18 protein-coding genes and 1 pseudogene are annotated in these 22,233 nt (G+C 43.8%); 10 read left to right on the top strand and 9 right to left on the bottom strand.

The annotated features are described in order from the left end of the window. Positions 1-370: 370 nt before the first annotated feature. Together AC1RM2_RS05075 and AC1RM2_RS05070 are read right to left on the bottom strand one after the other, a co-directional pair. Positions 371-2,773, bottom strand: coding sequence for an ABC transporter permease (locus AC1RM2_RS05075; protein WP_492983919.1), 2,403 nt, complete (start codon positions 2,771-2,773; stop codon positions 371-373). Positions 2,774-2,915: 142 nt separating this feature from the next. Further along, positions 2,916-3,365 (bottom strand): hypothetical protein, encoded by a 450-nt coding sequence (locus AC1RM2_RS05070; protein ID WP_492983918.1) that lies wholly within the window; start codon positions 3,363-3,365, stop codon positions 2,916-2,918. 357 nt (positions 3,366-3,722) lie between these two features. Here AC1RM2_RS05070 and AC1RM2_RS05065 point away from each other — a divergent pair, with 357 nt between their 5' ends. From AC1RM2_RS05065 to AC1RM2_RS05045, 5 genes are all read left to right on the top strand, one after another. After that, entirely contained in the window at positions 3,723-4,313 is a 591-nt protein-coding gene (locus AC1RM2_RS05065) for a plasmid pRiA4b ORF-3 family protein (protein WP_492983917.1), read from the top strand. A gap of 151 nt (positions 4,314-4,464) precedes the next feature. Further along, positions 4,465-4,836 carry a hypothetical protein gene (locus tag AC1RM2_RS05060; RefSeq protein ID WP_492983916.1) on the top strand — a complete coding sequence of 124 codons (372 nt, stop codon included), beginning with the start codon at positions 4,465-4,467 and terminating at the stop codon, positions 4,834-4,836. 339 nt (positions 4,837-5,175) lie between these two features. After that, complete coding sequence (locus AC1RM2_RS05055) at positions 5,176-7,515, top strand: TonB-dependent receptor domain-containing protein (protein WP_492983915.1); 2,340 nt, start codon at positions 5,176-5,178, stop codon at positions 7,513-7,515. Positions 7,516-7,518: 3 nt separating this feature from the next. Further along, on the top strand, positions 7,519-8,961 hold the full coding sequence (locus AC1RM2_RS05050; protein WP_492983914.1) for a PepSY domain-containing protein: 1,443 nt from the start codon (positions 7,519-7,521) through the stop codon (positions 8,959-8,961). A 2-nt stretch (positions 8,962-8,963) separates the two neighbouring features. Further along, on the top strand, positions 8,964-9,170 hold the full coding sequence (locus AC1RM2_RS05045) for a heavy metal-binding domain-containing protein (protein WP_492983913.1): 207 nt from the start codon (positions 8,964-8,966) through the stop codon (positions 9,168-9,170). A gap of 301 nt (positions 9,171-9,471) precedes the next feature. On the opposite strand, the gene AC1RM2_RS05040 is transcribed toward AC1RM2_RS05045, so the two are convergent. Next, positions 9,472-10,014, bottom strand: coding sequence for a YceI family protein (locus AC1RM2_RS05040; RefSeq protein WP_492983912.1), 543 nt, complete (start codon positions 10,012-10,014; stop codon positions 9,472-9,474). A gap of 203 nt (positions 10,015-10,217) precedes the next feature. On the opposite strand from AC1RM2_RS05040, the gene AC1RM2_RS05035 reads away from it, so the two are divergent. Then, complete coding sequence (locus AC1RM2_RS05035) at positions 10,218-11,867, top strand: FMN-binding glutamate synthase family protein (RefSeq protein WP_492983911.1); 1,650 nt, start codon at positions 10,218-10,220, stop codon at positions 11,865-11,867. Between the two features lie 479 nt (positions 11,868-12,346). Further along, positions 12,347-12,850, top strand: coding sequence for a hypothetical protein (locus AC1RM2_RS05030; protein WP_492983910.1), 504 nt, complete (start codon positions 12,347-12,349; stop codon positions 12,848-12,850). 760 nt (positions 12,851-13,610) lie between these two features. On the opposite strand, the gene AC1RM2_RS05025 is transcribed toward AC1RM2_RS05030, so the two are convergent. The 5 genes from AC1RM2_RS05025 to AC1RM2_RS05005 form a co-directional block, all read right to left on the bottom strand. After that, positions 13,611-13,886 carry a hypothetical protein gene (locus AC1RM2_RS05025; protein WP_492983909.1) on the bottom strand — a complete coding sequence of 92 codons (276 nt, stop codon included), beginning with the start codon at positions 13,884-13,886 and terminating at the stop codon, positions 13,611-13,613. A gap of 702 nt (positions 13,887-14,588) precedes the next feature. After that, on the bottom strand, positions 14,589-15,482 hold the full coding sequence (locus AC1RM2_RS05020) for a DUF6193 family natural product biosynthesis protein (RefSeq protein ID WP_492983908.1): 894 nt from the start codon (positions 15,480-15,482) through the stop codon (positions 14,589-14,591). 265 nt (positions 15,483-15,747) lie between these two features. Beyond that, positions 15,748-16,482, bottom strand: a complete 735-nt coding sequence (locus tag AC1RM2_RS05015; protein WP_492983907.1) for a hypothetical protein — start codon at positions 16,480-16,482, stop codon at positions 15,748-15,750. Positions 16,483-16,486: 4 nt separating this feature from the next. After that, on the bottom strand, positions 16,487-17,425 hold the full coding sequence (locus tag AC1RM2_RS05010; RefSeq protein WP_492983906.1) for a phosphotransferase: 939 nt from the start codon (positions 17,423-17,425) through the stop codon (positions 16,487-16,489). Between the two features lie 3 nt (positions 17,426-17,428). After that, entirely contained in the window at positions 17,429-18,118 is a 690-nt protein-coding gene (locus tag AC1RM2_RS05005) for a Gabija anti-defense Gad2 family protein (protein WP_492983905.1), read from the bottom strand. 779 nt (positions 18,119-18,897) lie between these two features. Here AC1RM2_RS05005 and AC1RM2_RS05000 point away from each other — a divergent pair. The 3 genes from AC1RM2_RS05000 to AC1RM2_RS04990 all read left to right on the top strand — a co-directional run bounded on the left by AC1RM2_RS05000 (position 18,898) and on the right by AC1RM2_RS04990 (position 20,916). Further along, positions 18,898-20,088, top strand: a complete 1,191-nt coding sequence (locus tag AC1RM2_RS05000; RefSeq protein ID WP_492983904.1) for a winged helix-turn-helix domain-containing protein — start codon at positions 18,898-18,900, stop codon at positions 20,086-20,088. Between the two features lie 94 nt (positions 20,089-20,182). Then, entirely contained in the window at positions 20,183-20,368 is a 186-nt protein-coding gene (locus tag AC1RM2_RS04995) for a hypothetical protein (protein WP_492983903.1), read from the top strand. Further along, positions 20,365-20,916 (top strand): hypothetical protein, encoded by a 552-nt coding sequence (locus tag AC1RM2_RS04990; protein WP_492983902.1) that lies wholly within the window; start codon positions 20,365-20,367, stop codon positions 20,914-20,916. The genes AC1RM2_RS04995 and AC1RM2_RS04990 overlap by 4 nt, the downstream gene beginning before the upstream one ends. 102 nt (positions 20,917-21,018) lie before the next feature. Here the strand turns inward: AC1RM2_RS04990 and sucC are convergent. Further along, positions 21,019-22,215: pseudogene (gene sucC / locus AC1RM2_RS04985) on the bottom strand (ADP-forming succinate--CoA ligase subunit beta); the annotation flags it as partial. Positions 22,216-22,233: the final 18 nt, after the last annotated feature.

Raw genomic sequence — 22,233 nt, 5'->3', positions numbered from 1 at the left:
TAAGGACTGAAATGGATACCGGCCCGCGCCTAACGCCCTGTGCGCGTATGAATGTAAGGCCTGGCCTCGTTTCTACCAACGGGGAAACGCCCTGTTAGTTCATTGGTTCATTAGTGAAAAGTTTATTATCGCAGGGCTTTTAGTTTGAGCAGAATACGCTTTAGGTGATACAAAACAGGATGAACCTGCTTTGCTAAATCGATATAATACAGCCAAATTGTTTATTGGTTCACCGGTTCATTAGTTCACTGGTGAAAAGTTTGCTATTGCGCTGCCTTTAGTTTTACTGGAATGTACCTGGGCGATGAACCAACCCATGAATCCCGCCATCCAAGACCAATGAACTAATGAACCAATGAACAAGCCCTCCTTACTCGCTCCTCAAACTCTTCACCGGGTTGGCCAGCGCTGCTTTGATGGATTGAAAGCTGATAGTAACAAACGCGATGACGATGGCGATAAAAGCTGCCAGTACAAAAACGGTCCAATGGATGGGAATGCGGTAGGCAAAGCCATTGAGCCAGTTGTTCATGGCATACCAGGCCAGCGGGAAAGCTACTACGATGGCTATGAGTACCAGTTTGATGAAATCTTTAGCCAGCAGGCCTATTACGCCGGCAACTGATGCGCCTAATACTTTGCGTACGCCAATTTCGCGGGTGCGTACCTGGGCGGTGTAGGCGGCAAGGCCCAGCAGGCCCAGGCAGGATATCAATATGGCCATGCCTGCAAAGTAGTTAAACAGGGTGCCTTCGCGTTGTTCGCCCTGGTAAAGGTCGTTGAAAATCTCGTCCAGGAAGTTATAGCTAAAAGGGAACTCGCCGTTGTATTGTTTAAACTGGTCGCCGGCCGCTGCTATAGCTGCAGCGGCGTTTTTGGTATTGGTTTTTATATATAAGGTTTGGTAAACGGCTGGTCTGTAAAAAAAGAGGGCCGGTGCAATTTTTTCGCGCATGCTGGCAAAATGGAAATCTTTTACTACGCCGATGATGGTGCCGTTGGTTCGTTGGAAACGGAAGCGCTTGCCGATGGGGTTTTTAAGGCCTATTTCTTTTACGGCGGCTTCGTTGAGGATAAAATGGGTGGAATCGGACACTGCTCCGCTGAAGCTGCTGCCCTGCTGCATTTTTAGCTTAAAAAACGAGATGAAATCCTTATCTATCCCCATAGGGTGCAGGATAAAGGTTTGGCCCGGCGCTTTGCCGTCCCAGGAGTTGTCGCCCGAGATATTGCCGCCGCTGTTGATGATGTTGCCGGTTGCACGGGTTACGCCTTCTACACCGGGTTGCTTTAAAAGCTCGGCCCGAACGGCATCATAGTGTTTTGATGCATCGCGCATCCAAACCCCAAAAACATGGCTTTTATCGTACCCCAGGTTTTTTGATTGGATGTATTTTAATTGCCGGGTGATAACCAGTGTGCTCACAATAAGCACTACCGAAAAGGTAAACTGCACCACAACTAATATTTTGCGGAAAAGGGCATCGCCAATACTGCCGTTTATTTTGCCCTTAAGCGCTTTTAATGGTTCGAAAGAAGATAGTAGCATGGCCGGGTAAATGCTGGATAGGGCCAGGGTAGCTACTACTGTTATGCTGATGATGAGCCAGATATGCGGATTGAGCAGGTTAAGTACCAGTTGCTTGCCGGCCAGCTGGTTAAATACCGGCATCAGCAGGTATATGGCCAATAATGCAAACAGCGTGGCGACGGCGAACAGCAGGGCGGTCTCGACCAGGAATTGCATAAACAGCTGTACTTTGGCAGCCCCTATAATTTTGCGCATACTGATCTCTTTAGCGCGCAAAAGCGAGCGGGCGGTAGAAAGGTTCACATAGTTGATACAGGCTATAAGCAGGATCACCAAAGCTATGATAACAAAAATGCGCACCGTTTGAATGCCGTGGTCGGTGCCATCGGCGTTGTAGAGGTGCATTTTATTGAGAGGCAGCAGCAGGTAGTCGGCATCGGTATCTTCGGCGCGGTGCTTAATGTGGATCTTGAACAAATCGGCCGAGAGTTTTTTTAACGATGCGCCGGGCTTTAATTTGAAATAGGTTTGATAAGAGTAGCTATTGAAATCGGTGTTAGCATCTACCTTGCCGTGTTCCAGTATATATTTAACGTGGTAACTCATGGGCATAATCATATCAAAGTTGATGCTGGAGTTAAGCGGGAAATCGTTGATAACGCCTGTCACGGTGAAGTTTTCCTTACCTTCTGCCACAATCACTTTGCCCAGGGCACTCTCGTTACCAAAATATTTTTGGGCGGTGTTTTTGGTGATAACAACTGAGTTATCATTAAGGAATGGCCTGGCGGTATTGCCTTCAATAAGCGGAAAATCGAAGATGCTGAACAAGGAAGGATCGGCAAAGCCTACGTTTTGTTCGCCGAAAACTTTTTCCTTGTATTTATATAACGAGAAAAACCAGTTGGGGGTGGTGCGTACCTGCTCCTGCACATCGGTGAGTTCCTGTTTGGCTAATGGGCCGATAGGGGCAACGGTAGTTTGCCAGATCTGTTTACTGGCGCCTGTGCCGCCAAAAAGTTCTACGCGGTAAATGTTATCGGCGTTTTTATGGAAGCTATCGAAACTTAACTCGTCCTGCACCCAAAGCAATATCAATATGCCAATGGCCAGCCCGGCAGTAAGGCCGGTTATATTGATTAACGAATAGAACTTGTTGCGAAACAAATTTCGCCAGGCGGTTTTAAAATAGTTTTTCAGCATAGCCACAATGTAGTTGAACCTGTAGGGTAACAAAATCATGCCAGCTTTATAACTAATTGAAAGGTAGTTGCTTGCAGGTTTAATTGCAACCTTAAATGTTCATAAGCGTACAGTTGCGTTCGCTTATGGAACAAGGGGGCGACCGAGCCAATTCAATTCAATTCAATTCAATAATACTCCTCTATTTGCTAATATTTGGTATAGCCCCGATTTTTTTACTGTTTATCCTTTCAAAAATCCAGTCTTTAACCGATATCAACACCAAAACGGTTGAAATACTATTCAGGGATAAGGCATCGATGATTTGATTCCGGCTGTAAATCAGGTTGTTAAAGCAAACCATAACCAAAGTAGCCAGCAGTAAGCAAAATACATCCAACGCTAAAAGATATATAATCTTATATTCTTTGAGCATACATTTCCGGATGATCCTGTAATCGACCCAGTAGCATAATATCGAAAAAAACAATAAAGCGTTAAATACATACTGCGACACTGATATCGGGGTGACGTACCGGAGGCTGGATAACGATTGTACAAAATACTGCTGTACCGGGAAATACGAACGGTCGACAATGAAGTAGAAAATCAGGAAAACAGTGATATGAAATCCATATCGAAGCAAGCTCATCAGTAAGAAATTATTTTTCAGATTTTCTAACATTGGGTTTAGGTGGCAGGTTGGATTGTAATATGATGTGCTGTTTTGTTTAAAAATTAGTTGGGATATAAAGCTACAATGATTCTGTTAAAATCAATCAATTTATTAATTGATCCGGGTACCAAAAGCCCGGGTGAACCTGGTGTGTTTTGGTTAGGCAGGTTATATTGTTATGTTTGCTGTTGGTGGCGGGCGCTATCTGAACAGCAAAAAGTTGAGTGGTTATTTTTGTTCTTTTTTTTGCAAAAAACGGTCGGATAATGTTAAAATATTGCGCAGGCATTGAGCTTTTTTGTTAGCTTTTTAACATCTTCCATATCATAAACCATGAAAGCTTTCCAGTTTAAAATAACGCTTACTTATACGGATGACCCGGTAGTCTGGCGGCGGCTGCTGGTGCCAGAAGATATTAGTTTTGATGAATTACACCTGGCGATACAAGCTGTATTTGGCTGGGACAATAGCCATTTGTACCAGTTTTCGGCGAAGGGATGGGGATCAAAGCCTTATTACCAGCTGCTTGGCGACTGGGCTGAAGATGACGATGATATGCGCGACAGTGAAGACTACCTGATTAGCGAGGTGTTTAAACGGGCCAGGCAAAAGTATACCTACATTTACGATTTCGGCGATGATTGGAAGCACGAGATTTTGTTGGAAAAAACCACCGGACAGCCGGTGTTTGCCCCGCATTGCCTTGGCGGCGAGGGTGCCTGCCAGCCCGAAGACTGCGGCGGCGTGCACGGTTACTACCGCATGGTAGATATTGTGAACGACCCCAGCCACGAAGAACACGAAGAAATGAGCGGATGGATGGGCATACCCGAGGGCGGCAAGTGGGATGTAAACGCCTTCGACCTTGAAGCGGCCAATAAGCGTTGCGCCCGCCTGGTGGGCGATGATGACGACGAAGAATAATTTTTGATATTGGAATTGTATTTATCCGAACACTTAAGTTGTTGTTATTTAGATAGTTAATAGTGTTCGCATCCGAACACCCTTGTATTCCCACAAAAAACCGAACACCCTGGTTGTTTCTTAAGCATACAGCGGCTACTTTTGCGGCATTATGCTGCAACGTGTAACAGCCTATTTATTGATCTTTTCGCTGGCAACGGTCAACTTCTCGCGATTTTTTGTTTACGCGGGATTTGAACTGAACAAGAACTACATTGCCACCACCCTTTGCGAAAACCGGGACAAACCCGCAGTGCATTGCGATGGCAAATGTTACTTTGCCAAAAAGATTAAACAGGCTGATGACAAGCAGGCCAGCGACGAAAGGCAGTCGCAAAAGAGCCTCTTCCAGGAAGTGTTTATGATCAGTAGTACCGACATGAAATTCCACTCCAGCCTGTTGCAAGTAATTGATACCCCGTATGATGACTGCCTGCCACCAACCCCGGCCGCAGTGATCTTCCAGCCCCCGCAGTTAGGATAAATACCACTTATTTTTTTCCGGATGTTTTTTTGATTGACATGGCGTTGCTGTGCGCATGTGATAGCCGTATGTATCATTTTATCTAACTGCTGTCATCCTGAGGTACGAAGGATCTATTCGCAAACTGTTCTGGCGGTCATGCAAGGCGTACAATAGATCCTTCGCTATCGCTCAGGATGACAGAAAAGGAAACATGTCAAGGGTAGGAACGAAGGATCTATTCGCCATCTTGCATGGTTCACAATAGATTGCCGCGCTACGCTCGCAATGACATCATTAAAATCACTCATCCGGATACAATTTATTTATCCACCGGAGGTAACTCCCCATACTTAATACATGAAGAGATTTTTCATTCTATTTATACTGTTTTTAATACTCAACACCCTGGCTTACAGCCAGGCCAACATCCAGGTTATCGTAATAGATGCCAATACCCATGAGGCCATGCCCGGCGCTATCATTACGAAATCCAGCGGCGAAAAGCTGGGTTTAACCGATGCCAAAGGCAGGTACGTTATTGTAAGCTCCGGCATCAGCCAAATTAAGGTAATAATGGTTGGTTATAGTACACAGGTAATTAATGTTACCGGCGGCAAGGCAGACGTCGCTTTGGTACCATCTACTTTAGACCTTCAACCCGTAGTAGTTACTGCCAGCCGGGAAGGCCAGGCCAGGCAGGACGCGCCAATTGCCATCAGCAAAATAAACTCTACCCAGATAAAAGATACCAAAGCAACAGCCCTGTACCAGCTGCTCAACAAAGTAGCCGGCGTTTACATGGTTGATTTGGGAAACGAGCAGCATACTATGGCCATACGCCAACCCATTACTTACAATGCCCTTTACCTGTATATGGAGGATGGTTTGCCGATACGCCCAACCGGGATTTTTAACCATAACTCGCTGTATGAAATTAACATGTCGGGCGTTAAGGATATCGAAGTGATTAAAGGCCCGGCATCATCATTGTATGGCAGTAACTCCATTGGTGGTGCTGTAAACTTCATCACTCAAGGACCGCCTTCGGGTTATGCGGGCAACGTTTCTATCCGTGGCGATAACTATCACTACCGGCGGGTTGATGCAGATGGTGGCTTTACACAAGGCAAATTCGGCCTTTATATAGGTGGGTACATCGGTCACCAAAAAGATAGCTGGCAGGATTATTCTGATTTTGATAAGTACTCGGCCAACTTTAAAACTACGTATGATTTTAATGCTGGCACGCGATTAACAACTTCTGCCGCTTACAATTACCTCAACACCCAAACACCAGGCAGCCTGGATAGCGCCCACTTTTATAACAGGAGCTATGGTGCAAATCAGCGGTTTACCTATCGTAAGGTAGAATCATTCAGGGCCAGCACCAGGGTGGATCGCCAATGGAATGAAAAGAACGCAACATTTGTGACCTTGTTCTTTCGCCATAACTCAACTGCTCAGCTGCCAAGCTATTTCATATCCGACGTTAGGGATAATGCAGGCAACTACCTGAGCAGTAACGGGCAGGTGAATGACCAGCGTTTTCAGAGCTATGGATTGTTGGCACAACATAGGGTTAATTTTGATTTTCTGCATTCCCGGCTGATAGGAGGGGTTTATCTGGATGATAGCCCAAGTTCGTACTATGCTCAATACCTTGATATTGATAAGGATGTGCAGAATAACTATTACACCGGCTTTGCCAATACTGGCCGGTATATTGACGATTACCGTATCAAATTATTCAACACGGCCGCTTACCTGCAATATGAAATAAAGCCTGTAGAGGCCCTGCGCATCGTAGCCGGTTTGCGGTACGATAGGGTGCACTACAATTTTACAAACGGCTTGCCTGCCGGTAATACTAAGTACAAACAGCAAGAAACCAATAACTTTAACATTGTGGCCCCCAAGCTGGGCTTAACGTATGATTTGGGCAGCAATAAGGGTTTCTACGCCAATTACAGCGTAGGTTTCCAGCCGCCCGAAACCGGCGACTTGTACAGTTCCAGGCAGTTAACCCCTTTAAAACAAGCCACGTTTAACAATTACGAGGCGGGTGGCTGGTTCTCAGCCTTTAACAAAACGCTGTATTTTGAAATGAGTTTATTTGATCTGGAAGGCCGTAACGAGATCATCAGCCAGCTAATGCCCGATAATACCACCCAAAATCAAAACGCGGGGGCAACCCGTCACCGGGGTATCGAGTATTCGTTAACTGTTGCGCCTGTTAAGGAGCTGACTTTCAGGTTTAGCGGTACCAATGCACGGCATACTTACGTAAATTACAGTGAGGTAAGCACCAATTACAGCACTGGCACCAGCACGGTAATTAAATACGACGGCAATCGCATGAACAATGCCCCGGCCTGGATTGCCAATTCCGAACTTACCTACAAGCCCGCCTATCTGCAAGGCTTCCGGATAGCGGGCGAGTGGCAGCACATTAATCAGTATTACACCAACCCGGCCAATACCAAAACCTACAGCGGCTATAATATTTACAACCTGCGTTTGGGGTATGATGTTAAAGGCAGCGTATTAAAAGGGGCAGGCATCTGGTTTAATGTACTAAATTTAACCAATAAACTGTATGCCACAACGGTAACCAGCAACCAGTATGGCGATACTTACAATGCCGCCGCGCCGCGTACATATACCCTGGGCATCAGTTATTCATTTTCAAAATATTGATCAATGGCATTAGCAGCAGTAAAAAGCAACTTTTATAAATGGCACCGGGTGCTGGGTTTAATGGCCTTGATCCCGGTCATCTTCTGGACATTGAGCGGGTTATCGCACCCGTTCATGTCCAACTGGTTCAGGCCGTCCATCGCAAAGGAAGTATTTAAACCTTTGCCACAAAGTAAAATGAAACTTGTGCTTACCATTCAGCAGGTGTTGGACCGCAACCATATTACTGCCTTGCGGAACTTCAACCTCATCAGCTTAAAAAAAGGCGCCTTTTACCAGGTACTTGGGGTAGATAGTACATATAATTACTATTCGGCAACCGACGGTGTATTATTACCGCATGGCGATACCGACTATGCCGAATACCTGGCCCGCTATTTTGTACAGGACAGCACAACGGCCATACAAATTAGCCTTCAGCGTTGTTTTGATAGCGAGTACCAACCTATTAACCATTTGCTGCCCGTATTCAAAGTGTCTTTCGACCGGCCCGATGGGATGGATGTTTATGTAGAAACAGGCCAAAGCCGTATGGGTACCTTCAACAATAATACCCGGAAGGCTTTTTTGTCGTTGTTTGAGGAGTTTCATACCTGGCAGTTTTTGGCCCGCTGGGGTGGCGATACTTTCCGGAATGTGGTATTGCTCATCATCATGGGCATTATGCTGTTCGCGCTTATCAGCGGGTTAACGGTTTATGGTTTGATGTGGAAGAAGTTTAAAACCATTGCCCAAAACCGTAATGTTAAAGGAGCGGAAGATAAACGCTTTGTACACCGTTTTCACAGGCAGATAGGGCTCGTCGTATCTTTTGTAATGTTCACCTTCGTCATCAGCGGCGTGTTTCACCTGGCAGTGAAGCTGCACAACAGCAGTCCGGTTAAGGCAGATTACGGGCAGGTAATTAAACGAGGCCAGTTGGTGGTATCCAATCTGGCACTGTCGGTTGCGGATAGCCTCATTAGTAAAATTGGCCTTACCAGCTTTAACGGCAATGTATTTTACCAGGTGACCGACAATCAAAAGCAGCTAACCTATTTCAATGCCGCCAACGGTAAGGAACAGCTTAATGCCGATGAAGACTATGCCAGGTTCCTGAGCACTTATTATCATACCGATAAGCTCAAAACCTTTAGCGGCCGGGTTACGGTACACGATGTGAAGCAATTTGATAACGAATACGGCTTTATCAACAAACGCCTGCCGGTTGAGCGTGTTAGCTATCCTAATGGAGATAACTGGTATATCGAAACCACCACGGCTAAACTGGCCACCAAAGTAACCGGTATTGATAGGGCCGAAGGCTTATCTTTCATCTTCCTGCATAAATATTTCGGCATGACCTGGGCCGGCAAAAATATTCGCGACATCGTAAGTATGCTTGCCGCATTGGGCGTACTGGTTGTATCTTTGTTTGGCTTTGCCTCATTTATAAATAACAAGTAACCATGAAAAAAATCATTATCATATTGGCAGTAGCCGCATTTGGGTTGGGCAGCACTACGTCGTGCAGCAGCCCGGCCGAAAAGACAGTAGTAAAAAAGCAAAGCAAATACATGTGCACCATGCATCCCGATTTAGCCTTTGATAAACCCGGTACCTGCACCAAATGCGGTATGGAATTGGTAGAACGGGATACAACGGCGGGGAAGTAAAAGCAAAAAAAAAGCGGCAGGCTGTGCGATTCCCCTCTTGAGAGGGGCGGAGGGGTGTGTTCATTCAGGCGGCAATGAACGCTGGTTAACACACCCCTGCCACTGCACTTTCCACCCCGCCCCCTCTCGAGAGGGGAACTGAAAAAAGCCCCCCTCCAACGCAAAAAAGCCATCCTTTTTCGGGATGGCTTTTTATTTAAAGTTTGTATTGCTTTGCTGTTTTCAATAATGCCGTGCTGTTACGTATACTTAACAACAGCGGCATTTTAATTATTAAAACACAGCAACAGCATTCAAACAATTAAGCTTGTTTGGCAAACTGAACGTTAATTAACAGTTTGATGTCTTCGCCTACTACAATTGAGCCGGCTTCGGTAACGCCATCCCAGGTAAGGCCAAATTCTTTACGGTTAATTTTACCGCTGATCTCAAAACCTGCTTTAGTATTGCCATAAAAATCAGCAGCCGAACCGCCAAATTCTACAGCTAACGATACTGGTTTGGTTACGTCTTTGATAGTTAAATCGCCTTTTAAAGCAAACTCATCATCACCTGTTTTGGTGAATGAAGTTGATTTGAAGCTGATTTTTGGATAGGTTGCTGCATCAAAAAACTCAGCCGATTTCAAGTGCTCATCGCGTTGGCTTTGGTTGGTGTCGATACTGTCGATATCTAACGTAAAGTCGATCTCTGCATTTTCAAAATCATCGCCATCGGTAACTAATTCACCGGCAAAGCTTTTGAAAAAGCCACTCACGGTTGATATAACTAAGTGTTTTACTTTAAATTGTACTTCTGAATGCATTGGGTCGATAACCCATTTTGTTGCTGTTTGTGTTGACATGATATTTGTTTTTTTTGTTGATACAAAGATAATACAAAAATAGATGTTTAAACATCTATTTTTACTAATTTACAATTCGCAGACATTGAATGACAATTTTTAGACGTTGAATTACCAGTTTAACCATACAATTGCGCCATTGTTTAAATTAAAATCTACTTTTATATAATATAACACCAGCTTCATACCAATTTAACAGCCCAATGAGAAAACTCTTTATAGTTTCATTCTTTATCATATTTGCCGCCCTTGCCGGGTGGACTATCATCTGGAAACCCGCCGCCTGGTCGTTCGTGATCATGGTGCCTATTTATGCGGTGGGCTTTTACGACCTGGTACAAAAGAAACACAGCATCGTGCGTAACTTCCCGGTATTTGGCCACCTGCGCTTTGTGATGGAGGACCTGCGCCCCAAGATATACCAGTATTTTGTGGAAAGTGATACCAATGGTACACCGTTCAACCGCCAAAACCGCAGTGTAGTATACCAGCGCGCCAAAATGGTTGATGATACCCGCCCATTTGGTACCGAGCTGGACGTTTACGAAAACGGCTACGAATGGCTTAACCACAGCATTGCCGCTATCGATCACCATAAATTAAATATGGCCCCCCGCGTAAAAGTTGGCGGGCCCGATTGTACGCAGCCCTACATGGCCAGCGTATTCAATATCTCGGCCATGAGTTTTGGTTCGTTGAGCGAGAACGCCATACTGGCTCTTAATGGTGGTGCCAAACTGGACAACTTTGCCCATAATACGGGCGAAGGCGGCTTGAGCGACCACCACCTGCAGCCCGGTGGCGATATCATCTGGCAGATAGGCACCGGCTACTTTAGCTGCCGCCATAAAGATGGTACTATTGATTATGACGCCTTTGCCCAGCGTGCCGTATTGCCGCAGGTAAAAATGATCGAGATTAAGCTGTCGCAAGGCGCTAAGCCGGGGCATGGGGGTATTTTACCCGCGGCCAAGGTAACGCCCGAAATTGCCCGCATCCGTTTGGTTGAGATGGGGCAGGATGTGGTATCGCCGCCATACCATACCGCTTTTAGCGATCCTATTGGCTTAACCACCTTTATTAAAAAACTGCGCGACCTATCCGGCGGCAAACCCATCGGCTTTAAACTGTGCGTAGGCCATAAAAGCGAATTTTTGGCTATTTGCAAAGCGATGGTTAAAACAGGGATCTATCCCGATTTTATTACCGTTGATGGGGGAGAGGGAGGCACCGGCGCAGCCCCGCTGGAGTTTTCCAACTCGGTAGGTATGCCGCTGCGCGAGGCTTTGGCCTTTGTGTATGACGCCCTTACCGGTTTCGATATTAAAAAACATATCAAGCTCATTGCCTCGGGCAAGGTAGCTACCGGGTTCGACCTGGTGAAGAACTTTGCCATCGGGGCCGATATGTGCAACAGCGCCCGCGGTATGATGTTCGCTCTGGGGTGTATCCAGGCGCTGGAGTGTAACATGAATACCTGCCCAACCGGCGTGGCTACGCAGGATAAAGGCCTGATGCGCGGCCTGGTGGTCGATGATAAAAAGGTACGGGTGGCTAACTTTCATAAAGCAACCGTAGGCAGTGCCATCCAGATGATAGGCGCTGCCGGCCTCAGCAAACCCTGCGATTTGCACCGCATGTTCATCTACCGTCGCATTAACCACAGCCAGATTCAAACGTACGCCGAGCTGTTCCCCTATATCCCCAAAGGCAGCCTGCTGAACACACCATACCCCGCCAGTTTTGAACTGGACATGGCCCTGAGCAGCGAAAATACTTTTTTACCGGATTACAGTGTGGTAACTAATATTGATTATAGTAATGTGAGTTCTTATTCAGTATCAAGTACATAGTATCAAGTAGCAAGATTTTTTGGACCTTCGGATAAGTATTTTAAATGCGATTTTCTAAATTCCCTCCCTCGGGAGGGGCGCGACAGAAATGTGGGCAAAGGCAGGGAGGGGTTTAATGAACTATTTACTTTTCGGGGAACGATTTAGCTACCCGCAGCTAAAATTCTGCTAATTCTTTAATTCTAAAAATTCCGGTTCAGACAAAAAATCTAAACTCAAATTATTACCTCATATTTGTATTAAATGGAGAAACTAAGAAATTTTTATGCCCTGTTTTGGATCCTGGGTTTAACCCTGTTGATTTATGCTTTCTTTAGGATTAAGCAGGAGATTTTCCGGAATAGAAAACCGGCTACTGAAATAAAAAAGACTACCAAGTAATCGGTTTGAGTAACCAGTTTAAATCAATTGGTAATGCTACGTATTGCCTTTATATAGAAATAAAAAAACTACTCATAAATAAAAAATCACGTTAGATTATGTGCAAAAGGTACTTCTTCTTCCTTTTTGTGATGTTAATATTTTTAAGCGCCTGTGGTCGGAGCCAGAATCATAAAATACAGCGATCAATAAGTACATCAGTTGATAGCTTAAAACGGCTAATCGACTTTCATTTGGATGTTAAGGCAGTCAGATGGGAAATGGTGACAATTAACAATGAAGATAATCGATCTATTCCCGGGCCCAACGACAATACTTTATTTGCTGAAATTGAAATAAGCAGAATTGATTACCAAAAGCTTAAGGATACTTTTATTAAAGGTAAAGCCAATATCAAACGTGATGTGTACTTAGGAAAAGACTTTGTGAAAGATTGGTTTTCACCGAAAGTTAAATCGGTGTTTTATAAAGAAAATGAATATATACGTATTAATGTTCCGGTATATGAACTTAACAAGGAGATTATTGGGAAAACTTATTTTAGAGACGGCTTCTTTAGTTTGATAGGTGGTGATAAAATTTTTATCTTGCTGGATAAGTGATAGGTAAATTAAAAGTTATAATAACTTGCCGAACCTGGCAATAATATTACAGTAGTGCGAGTAAGTATATGGAAAAGGGAGCATATTGATGGATATAGAAACTTTGTTCTAAAGGAGTCACAAGTCCGCCATCGCTCAATGTTCACAACACAAGCCAAGGGGGAGGGGGGGTAATGAACTTTTTACTTTTCGGGGATCGATTTAGCCGAACAAAAAACTATGTCATTGCACGAGCCAATCTCGTAACTATGCCTGATGTTTCGTGGTTGCGAAATTACTTTGTAGAAGCTATAACATAGGCCCGCTCTTGGCCGCGGGAGGGCCAGACACTTTTGTCTTGATACAAAAGTGTCCAAAAATTCAAGTCAGCAGAAATGCTTCTTTGCGCTCGGGGCCATTGCCCTGCAAAACGGCCAAAACCTGGGCTGGAATTATTTGCCCCCTTTGCTTTGCCGCACAGGCCTCCCCCTTCTGGCAAAACTTCCTATGCCCTGCCACCGCACCATCCACCATCGTTTTGGCCGTTTTCGCCCGAAGCTGTTCTGCTGACACATCGGGGAACACAAATTTTTTGTGGATCCCGAAGTTGCTTTTTTACAATTCCCTCCCTCGGGAGGGGCGCGACAGAAATGAGAGCAAAGGCAGGGAGGGGTTTAATGAACTATTTACTTTTCGGGGATCGATTTAGCCGAACAAACTATGTGATTACGGGGCACGAAGCAATCCCTGAACTATGCCTGGTGTTTTGTGGGTTACGAAATTATTTTGTAGAAGCTACAACATAGGCCCGCTCATTCGCCGCGGGAAGGGCTTGTTCTTTTTCTTGAAAAAAAGAACCAAAATTCAAGTCAGCAGAAATGCTTCTTTGCGCTCCAGGCCTTTGCCCTGCAAAACGGCCAAAACCTGGGCTGGAATTATTTGCCCCCCTTTGCTTTGCCGCACAGGCCTCCCCCTTCTGGCAAAACTTCCTATGCCCTGCCACCGCACCATCCACCATCGTTTTGGCCGTTTTCGCCCGAAGCTGTTCTGCTGACACATCGGGGAACACAAATTTTTTGCGGATCCCGAAGTTGCTTTTTTACAATTCCCTCCCTCGGGAGGGGCGCGACAGAAATGAGAGCAAAGGCAGGGAGGGGTTTAATGAACTATTTACTTTTCGGGGATCGATTTAGCCGAACAAACTATGTGATTACGGGGCACGAAGCAATCCCTGAACTATGCCTGGTGTTTTGTGGGTTACGAAATTATTTTGTAGAAGCTACAACATAGGCCCGCTCATTCGCCGCGGGTGGGCTTGTTACTTTTGAAGCCCCAAAAGTAACCAAAATGGCTGTCAGCAGAAATGCTTCTTTGCGCTCGGGGCCTTTGCCCTGCAAAACGGCCAAAACCGGGGCTGGAATTATTTTGCCCCGGCGCGCTTAGCCCCATGCACGTGCAAAAACTTCCTATGCCCTGCAGCCGCACTGCCCACCATCGTTTTGGCCGTTTTCACCCGAAGCTGCTCTGCTGACACTTGGGGAAAATGAGAGCTTTTTATCATCAATAGCCCGCAGCTAAAATTCTGTCAATTCTTTAATTCTGCAAATTCCGGTTTCAGACAAAAGAGCCGAAGCTGTTCTGCGGCCTCGGGGAACATGTGAACTTTCTACCATCAAATAACCTGCAACTAAATTCTGCTAATTCTCAAATTCTGCAAATTCTGATTCTGACAACTGAAAAGCAGCTCCGCCGGCATATTTCATTTTAAAAGATCCTCCGCCGTTCCCTTTACTGCCGGGCCAATGTTGGCAGGGAGGCTGTCTTTGAGTATTTTTAAGGCTTCCGCTGCTGTTCCGCTGCCCAGTAGTTGGTTGTTGGGCAATCTTACTTCAAAATAGCCTTTGTCAACCGGATTTATGGTTGCTATATCGCCGGTGTAGGGATAGCCGGTACATTTGCTAAAGCAAAGCCTGTTGAGGCTGGTGAACGGGAAAAGTTTACTTAAAACGTCGTCGTCCATTGCCAGGCTGATAAACTCTTTTAAGTGGTCTGTTGGCGGGTGGTTTAATGTTTGATGCCAGCTGTATTCAACCTCCCGGCCAATGTCAAAGGCATGGGCTTTATCATTGGGTGTAACAAACGGGAATTTTTGATATAGTGCTTTTGTTGTAATGTTATTACCAAGCCAGTAATCAATAACCATAGCAAGCTGGCCAATATCGGGTGTTGAACCATTGGCTAAACAAACACCATCCCGCCAAAAATCGGGCAAGTAAAGCTTTTGTTTTGCAGCGATGTATATTTGCGAAAACTTATTTTCGTTTTCAACCCTGGCATAAACAATCGGGAACTTTGCTTTTAAGTCCTCATCAACCTTTACCTTGAAGGCAGAATTTATTTTAGCCAGTTCCAAATCAAGGGCTTTATCAAGGCTGCCAACCTTTTCTATTTCAACATACTTGCCGCTTTTTTCGCCTTTGCCGAACATTAAAAACACAAACAACCCGAACGTGGTGATGATAATTGCAACAATTACCCAATCCTGAGCCATTCCCGGTCTGAATTGCAGTTGCCCGTGCGAACCCACTACCCAAACACCCAATGTAACCAGGCAAAGCAGTAAAAACAGTATGGCGAAAAGCTTTTTTAACATGTAGTGAATGGAAATTTTTTGGTTTGACAACTTACCAATTGGCCATCACGCATTTGCACGACACAAGATTTGCGCTTTTTTAGCGCAGGTCTTGTGTTCGGGGTTTTGAGCAATGGGTGACCTGTGCTAATTGAACGTGTGTAAACGTATAACAGGATTTATCAATTAACCTGTAAACTTTTTTAGGACGATACATTTTGCCAGATCACAAGTCCACCTCCCGCTCGCAACCGCACGACACTTGCGCTAAAGGTGGGGCACATTGTTACTGATTTCGTTCTTGACGATCATTTGATGGCGATTCTTGTTTATTATATTTATCAGTGCCAAATATTTTTTTTGAAAGGCTCCTCATTAAATCCACAACATCTATTATTCCAAAACCGGCCAGGATCGTTAAACCCATAAGATAAAAATTTGGCTCGCCAGACACATTTTCTCCAGGGCTTAATATTTTAGAATATAAAGCTATCACGATGAACCCTCCTCCTAAAAAGCCAAAAACAGGTCTTAGGACATACCAAGGCCACCATTTGATTAAATCAACGTCATTCTTGAAACAAGCGTGCCCGACAAGATCAAATAGGCTTCTTATTTGAACACCGAGTATCGACGCCAAGCCGCCGATTATTAACAAAACGTACAAAGGAATATTGGCTTTACTATTAGAATAAAAAGCTAGTTTATCGATCGCTTGAACAAATTCTAAATCTTTAGTAGTATCTATAATACTCTTAAATTGTTGTTTGTCTTCAATATTCATAATTTTTGTCGTTGCTATAAATGACGAATCTTTTTCATATAAAAACCAAACTGGTGTTTCTTTAATAGTAATTTTTTTTTCATTCTTCCAATTTACCCTTGCAAACAATTTATAGGTCTCTAAATTTTGAAGTCGTAAATAGAATATCCAGCAAACAAAGGCTGTAAATAACACAGATAAAATTGACATGAAAATTATATGCTTTTGACGGTTTGCTGGTGAGGGATTAGGATCCATAAGATTATGTTAAGAAATTAGATAAGGTTGATTCAATTCCAGGAAAAAAGATTAATAAATCGTCTCGCTTTTGCCCATTCGGTAAATCTGCGAGAGTATATTCTGCAAGTCTCAATAGTCTTATCATTGCATAGAATTTCAAGTCTTGACTGATTTCTAAAAGACCTAGATTTAGGCATGAAAAAATATCAGCCAATATATCTTTCCCAAAATATCGGGCATAAAAATAACCGTAAGTTGCAATCACATCTCCAGATAGAGAATGTTCAAAATCTATAAAGGCAGCTAGCCTATTATCCTTCACTATGATATTATCCAAGCTAAAATCTGTCCAAATAAAATTCGAACTATTTTTTCTATTTGATAAATGCTCAATGAAGTTTGCGCAGAAGTTTTCAATCGCCTCTAAATTGTACTTGTAAAAAGCGGGATTTCTCTCAATAAATGGAATACCCCTTTTTACGACATCTTTAAGAAAATCTTGGTTACTCTCATACAATGCTTTGGAATTGTTCAAAATATCGCCATAACCAGTAAATCTTTTATCTGAAATAGCCATTAAATTAGAACAAATATCATCTAAAAGTTTTTGAGGTGGATTATGTTTAGTAGAATTAATATAATTATTCAACGTGATACCGTCAACCCATTCGTATATTATAAATGATGTATCGATTATATTTAAGGACGCTGAAGTATATGATAATTTAGGAACTTTAACTCCAGATTGATAGAAGTCTTCTAATAAAAACGGTTCATATTTCAGTTTTTCGTTCCCGTTAACTAAATAGTACCTAATAACAAAACTTTGGCCAAAGCAAACCACCTTAAATTTTACGTTCATAACACCAAAGTCAAGATGTGAAATTTCCAGTGGAGGAAGACCTAGTACGTTTGAAAATATGTTTTTAGTTTTCTCTTTTAAGCTTTCAATTTTATCCATCGTTTAGATATGATAAGTTGAGATTGATGTAAGATCAGGTATGAAAAAGTGTCTTTTAAACTTATCATGGAATTCAAGTCGGAATTTGTTTGCCCTTAACCAATCTAACGTTTTTTGTTCAACTTGAAAATTTATAGTCGAAATAATATGAATTATTCTGAACCATAAAGTAGTCAAAGGCGATATAGGGCAAGTAACTGAAATATCATCGTCTCCAAAATCAAATCTAATGGAACGAATAACCCTTTGGTCAATATCTTTTAATGCGTCAAACGGGTTGTAGAATTTTCGATTTCGAATATTTAAGGCGACGGCGTTGATACTTATATCAAATTGCAATAGTAACTCGTCAATATTATTGGGTATAGAAAGCCCGAGATTTATCTCGTTAAAATGAACTATATCGTAATAGAACGGGTGTTTAGCGTTTGGATACCATCGAATCGATCCAAATGGAGTACGCTTTATTAAGCCTTGTTTTTTAAGGGAATCACAAAACAGCGCGAAATTATCGCCATTTACGAAAATGTCAACATCATTCACTTTAATATCAGTCTTATTTAATAAGTATCTCCTTATATATCCTCCTGCAATATAATAATCCAAACCGTTATAGTTCTGGAATAATTCGTCGAGCAAAGAAAATCCTTCAAGGCGTTTTATCTTCCTTATCAATCCATCTATTTCGTCCAACGTGGGTTCGTTCAATAACAATGTTAATAAATTTGATTATCGCAATGCAAAACAAAATTACTAATAATCTCTTACAAGATTTTATATATAACTACTTCGCTATAATACCAAGCCTAAAGGGTAATTTACTCTCTGCCGGTTCGTTCATAAATTTCAGCTATATTTCAAAAATCCTAATAACTGTAATCGTCCGCTGGTGTACACGTGTCGCGTGTCTCCTCCCACTGATAGGTATTCGTCGTGATAAATAACTCAAAACGCCTCGATGTATAGGTTCCCTGGAGCGTTTGCATGCAGTTGACTAATTTTGAGGAAATGATCTTCGGCTTTCGCTACTTGGTGTCTTGTGTAAAGGGTAGAGCGATGGGGGACTTGTGATTGTTTTAGTTCTGAAGTATGCAAAATCCTGTAATCCGAAAAAACTGCTTAATCCAAGTTCAGACAAAATCCCCCCGCGATAGGGATGGAAACGGATACCGGCCACGAGCCTAATGCCTTGTGCGCGTATGAGTGCACAGCCCGGGCCAAAGGCATCGCCATAGTTAGATATGAGATATTAGATGTGAGATTTGAGACGGTCAATGCTTCGGCAACTCCGGATACGCGAGACGTCAGTTTAGTGTTAACCATGATTTTAATATAAATTATTGATTATAAGGTGTTTGATGTATTTTATGTTTAAAATATGTTAAGTTATGTTAACCCAGTTTTGGTGTATTTGCCCCGCAACAATTTGCTTAAAGCTGTCCCATCTGCAAAATATTTCCTTATTTTGAATTATGGAACCACTAACCCTCACCAAACCCCAGGTCCGCAAAATTATCCTGCATGCCGCTGGCCTGGCCCGGCAGGCGCAATTTGGGACGGGGATTGAGGCGGTTTACCGGCTGATTGATCACCTGGGTTTTGTGCAGCTGGATACCAATTACGTGGTGGAAAGGGCGCACCACCACGTGATGGCCGCGCGGGTGCCCGATTATGAGCCGGAATGGCTGGGCGAGCTAACTGCGGATGGGCGGATTTTTGAATATTTTACTTCGGATGGGGGGTATATCCCGATGGGGGATTTTCGCTTTTCGCTGCCGGTTAAGGAAGCTTTTTCGGTAAACCGGAAGCCTGTAAGCCCGGCAGAAACCCGCCTCATGAAACAGGTGCTCGACAGGGTGGAACGCGAAGGCCCCCTGATGGTTGGCGATTTTGAAAACGACCGCCTGGAAGCCAGCTCGGGCTGGTGGGACTGGCGCCCCGCCAAAGTGGCGCTGGAAAGGCTGTACCTTGATGGCAAACTGACCATTACCCGCACCAGGGCTTTCCATAAGGTATATGATGTGCCGATGAACTTAATCCCCGCAGATACGGATTTGACGATGCCCACGGCAGAGGAGTTTGCCCGCTTCGTGATCAGGCGCACGCTGGGTGCATTGGGTATTGCCTACGTTAAAGAAATGGCCTGGCGCGCCCGTTACGTAAAGGGTAACCTGGTTAAGAAGGAGCTGGAGAAAATGGTAGCCACCGGCGAAGTGCGCACCGTACAGGTGGAGGGGCTGAAAAGCGCCCCGCTTTATATGCTGCCCGGTCAGCAAACCGAGGTTGAACTGGTGGGTGATGCCTTTATCCTTTCGCCCTTTGATATCCTGAATGTTTTCAGGCACCGGCTACGCGACTTTTTTGACTTTGACTACCAGGTTGAATGCTTTGTGCCCGCACCCAAGCGTAAGTATGGCTATTTCTGCTTACCGGTACTGGTTGGCGACACCTTTGTAGCCCGCATGGATGCCAAAGCCGACAGGAAACAAAAGGTACTGATTGTACACAACCTGCACTTTGAGGAGGTAGAACTTGACGAGGCCATGATAGAGAAGATAATAGCAGCGTTAAAAGCCTTTGTGCAATTTAACAAGTGCCGGGACATTGTTTTTAAAAAATGCAACAGGGAGGATTATTTAGCGGTTATTGGTGGAGCTTTTTGATGGGGGGAGATTAAGGTTGAGAAATAAGATAGCAGGAAAACGTTGGTAAAACATTTCTTGATTTGATTTGTGGAGTTTATTATATTTGTATACAATGTCACGCAAAGTAGTAAAAAAGACAGTTTCAAAAGGAGAACGTTTAGGCTGGACTCCGCTTGATGAAGTGAAGCCGGTAACACTTTCTTCAATTGTTGTTACAGGCCGCCGTGTAAGTGTGCCTCGCCGTGACCGTTTATCAACCGAATCCCAACAAGGTCAGGTTCCGTTTTTAATCCCTTGATTTTTAATTCTCCTGGTTACCCGTTAAGGTTTATTCAAAAGCAAATTTGCCGAGATGCAAGTAGTCATTTGTTTACCTTGATTTTTAAGTTCTATTCTCCCATAACCCGTTATGCTTATATACTTCGTGCAGAGTACCATGAAGAGCATGTATTTGCATTGAAGTTTTATGCTCAAAAAGACAGTAAGAGTGATTACAAATATTCGCACATCATTAATCGGGGCGATGTTTTTAATATTCTTATCACCTGTTTAAAATCTGTGCAAATAATTTTACAGGATTACCCTGAAGCCTCTTTTGGTTTTATTGGTGCCAGGACAATTGATCCGGTTGCTAACCGGGCAGAAGATTATGAGAATACTCAGAGGTTTCGTATTTATAGCCAAATTGTAGAAGATACAATTGGAGATCAAACTTTTGAACATTTTACCTACGAGATGGTTAGCGGGTATTTGTTGGTTAACAAATATGGCGGGAATATTGAAGGCAAAGAACGCCTGATTAAGCAAATGTTTATTCGTACCTATAATCATTTATTAGATATCTGATTTTGTTATGGCACTGGCTCATTATCGTTGAGGATAGTTGCGGGGAAGAACCCAAAAAAGGGGCACAAGGCCCCTCTTTCAATATATTTCAACCAGCTTTAATTACAAAGCCAATACTTCTTTAACTCTCTCCGCAGCTTCTTTTAATAAGATGGCCGAGAATACTTTTAAACCTGAGTTATCGATGAGTGCTTTTGCTTCGGCAGCGTTGGTGCCTTGCAGGCGCACGATGATAGGTACAGGGATGTTGCCAATTTCTTTGTAGGCATCAATAACACCCTGTGCAACACGGTCGCAACGAACGATACCACCGAAGATGTTGATGAGGATAGCTTTAACGTTTGGATCGCTCAGGATAATGTTGAAACCTGCTTTTACGGTTTCGGCATTGGCAGTACCACCAACGTCAAGGAAGTTGGCAGGCTCGCCGCCGGCAATTTTAATAATATCCATGGTGGCCATAGCTAAGCCGGCGCCGTTAACCATACAGCCTACGTTACCATCAAGCTTTACATAGTTAAGGTTTGATTTGCTGGCTTCAACTTCGGTAGGGTCTTCCTCGTCGGTATCGCGCATAGCAGCGTAATCGGGGTGACGGTATAGTGCGTTATCATCCAGGTTAACCTTGGCATCAACAGCCAAAATTTTGTTGTCAGATGTTTTTAATACCGGGTTAATTTCAAACTGCGATGAATCGGTTGCATCGTAAGCTTTGTACAGGGCCGCGATAAACTTGGTCATGTCCTTAAAAGCCTCGCCCGATAAACCCAGATTAAAAGCGATTTTGCGGGTTTGGAAAGCCTGCAAGCCAACTTTAGGGTCAATTTCTTCTTTAAATATCAGTTCGGGGGTTGAGTGTGCAACTTCCTCGATATCCATACCGCCTTCGGTGCTGTACATGATAATGTTACGGCCCTTAGCCCTATCAAGCAGTACACTCATGTAAAACTCTTTTACTTCGCTTTCGCCGGGGTAGTAAACATCCTGGGCTACTAAAATTTTCTTAACTTTTTTACCTTCGGGTCCGGTTTGTGGGGTAACCAGCTGCATGCCAATAATATTACCGGCAATTTCTTTCACCTGGTCGTGATTTTTGGCCAGCTTTACGCCACCGCCTTTACCACGGCCACCGGCATGGATCTGGGCTTTTATAACCACCCAGCTCGATCCCAGGTCTTCTTTCAATTTTTGGGCAGCTGCAACAGCCTCTTCGGGTGTGTCAGCAACAATGCCTTCCTGTACTCGTACGCCAAAGCTTTTCAATATCGCTTTGCCCTGATATTCGTGGATATTCATGTTTTTTGAAGAATTTGCGGT

The sequence above is a fragment of the Mucilaginibacter sp. GW822-FHT03E02 genome (assembly GCF_058801545.1).
This window is presented reverse-complemented; position numbering and strand designations above follow the sequence as displayed.

Excerpts from the sequence above, each read along its gene's own strand:
- AC1RM2_RS05075 (WP_492983919.1), bottom strand. The coding sequence starts at position 2,773 with ATGATTTTGTTACCCTACAGGTTCAACTACATTGTGGCTATGCTGAAA.
- AC1RM2_RS05070 (WP_492983918.1), bottom strand. The coding sequence starts at position 3,365 with ATGAGCTTGCTTCGATATGGATTTCATATCACTGTTTTCCTGATTTTC.
- AC1RM2_RS05065 (WP_492983917.1), top strand. The coding sequence starts at position 3,723 with ATGAAAGCTTTCCAGTTTAAAATAACGCTTACTTATACGGATGACCCG.
- AC1RM2_RS05060 (WP_492983916.1), top strand. The coding sequence starts at position 4,465 with ATGCTGCAACGTGTAACAGCCTATTTATTGATCTTTTCGCTGGCAACG.
- AC1RM2_RS05055 (WP_492983915.1), top strand. The coding sequence starts at position 5,176 with ATGAAGAGATTTTTCATTCTATTTATACTGTTTTTAATACTCAACACC.
- AC1RM2_RS05050 (WP_492983914.1), top strand. The coding sequence starts at position 7,519 with ATGGCATTAGCAGCAGTAAAAAGCAACTTTTATAAATGGCACCGGGTG.
- AC1RM2_RS05045 (WP_492983913.1), top strand. The coding sequence starts at position 8,964 with ATGAAAAAAATCATTATCATATTGGCAGTAGCCGCATTTGGGTTGGGC.
- AC1RM2_RS05040 (WP_492983912.1), bottom strand. The coding sequence starts at position 10,014 with ATGTCAACACAAACAGCAACAAAATGGGTTATCGACCCAATGCATTCA.
- AC1RM2_RS05035 (WP_492983911.1), top strand. The coding sequence starts at position 10,218 with ATGAGAAAACTCTTTATAGTTTCATTCTTTATCATATTTGCCGCCCTT.
- AC1RM2_RS05030 (WP_492983910.1), top strand. The coding sequence starts at position 12,347 with ATGTGCAAAAGGTACTTCTTCTTCCTTTTTGTGATGTTAATATTTTTA.
- AC1RM2_RS05020 (WP_492983908.1), bottom strand. The coding sequence starts at position 15,482 with ATGTTAAAAAAGCTTTTCGCCATACTGTTTTTACTGCTTTGCCTGGTT.
- AC1RM2_RS05015 (WP_492983907.1), bottom strand. The coding sequence starts at position 16,482 with ATGGATCCTAATCCCTCACCAGCAAACCGTCAAAAGCATATAATTTTC.
- AC1RM2_RS05010 (WP_492983906.1), bottom strand. The coding sequence starts at position 17,425 with ATGGATAAAATTGAAAGCTTAAAAGAGAAAACTAAAAACATATTTTCA.
- AC1RM2_RS05000 (WP_492983904.1), top strand. The coding sequence starts at position 18,898 with ATGGAACCACTAACCCTCACCAAACCCCAGGTCCGCAAAATTATCCTG.
- AC1RM2_RS04995 (WP_492983903.1), top strand. The coding sequence starts at position 20,183 with ATGTCACGCAAAGTAGTAAAAAAGACAGTTTCAAAAGGAGAACGTTTA.